The sequence below is a fragment of the Bradyrhizobium sp. P5_C11_2 genome (assembly GCF_054049755.1).
On record NZ_JBFULT010001063.1, the window covers coordinates 1 to 1,147 of the forward strand.

A 1,147-nucleotide genomic window follows, 5' to 3' on the forward strand; every position below is an offset into this window, starting at 1 on the left:
GGTAGATCCTCACCGTCGTTCCGAGGCGCGGCTCGCTGTAGATCGTGACATGGCCGTTGGACTGCTTGGCAAAGCCGTAGACCATGCTGAGCCCGAGCCCGCTGCCCTTGCCCACCTCCTTGGTGGTGAAGAAGGGCTCGAACGCATGTTCCAGCACCCGCTTCGGCATTCCCGCCCCGTTGTCGGTCACGGCAATCACGATGTACTCGCCGGGTCCGACGTCGGGATGCGCATTGTGATCGCCGGAGCCGAGAGACGAGTTCGCCGTCGAGATGCTCAGGCGGCCGCCGGACGCCATCGCATCCTGGGCGTTGAGCGCGAGGTTGAGGATCGCCGATTCAAGCTGCACCGGATCAGCGAAAGCGTTCCGGAGACCGGGATCGAAATGGGTGGAGATCTCGATGTCCTCGCGAAGGGTCCGCCGCAGCAGCTTGTGCATGGAATCGACGAGCTTGTTGCATTCGGTCTCCACCGGCCGCAGCAGCTGCTTGCGGCTGAAGGCGAGCAGACGCTGCGTCAGCTCCCCGCCGCGTTCGCCGGCGCTGCAGATGTCGTCGGCGAGCCGCTTCAGGTCCCCCCGCGACGCCAACTGCTCGCTCAGATGTTCGGCGTTGCCGACGATCACGGTGAGGAGATTGTTGAAATCGTGGGCGATGCCGCCGGAGAGCTGCCCGACCGCCTCCATCTTCTGGGCCTGTATGAGCTGCGCCTCGGTGCGCTTGCGCTCCGTCAGGTCGTGGATCATGCCGACGAAGATCGACGACCCGTCCTGCTTGGCCTCGCCRACCGAMAGATSCATCRGGAAGGTGGAGCCRTCCTTGCGCTGRCCCAYCAYCTCGCGGCCGATGCCGATGATCTTSCKMTCGCCGGTGGTGACGAAATTGCGAATGTAACCGTCATGCCCGGAGCGGTAGGGCTCCGGCATCAGCATCCGGACGTTCTGCCCGAGGACCTCGTCGTCGTGATATTTGAACAGCTTCTCGCAGGCCGGATTGAATTTCAGGATGCTGCCGTCGGAATCGATCAGGATCACGCCGTCGACGGCGGTGTCGACGACCGCGCGCAGCCGCGCCGAACTTTCGCGCAGCTCTCGTTCGACCCTCTCGCGCCCGGTGAGATCATGAACGATGCCGACGAAGATCGACTC

Annotated in this window: 1 protein-coding gene; it reads right to left on the reverse strand. The window is 63.9% G+C overall.

Annotated features, from left to right (window positions below; all coding sequences use genetic code 11):
- On the reverse strand, positions 1-1,147 hold a 1,147-nt coding region (locus tag ACXJL8_RS41670; protein WP_456687104.1), incomplete at both ends, for a two-component system sensor histidine kinase NtrB.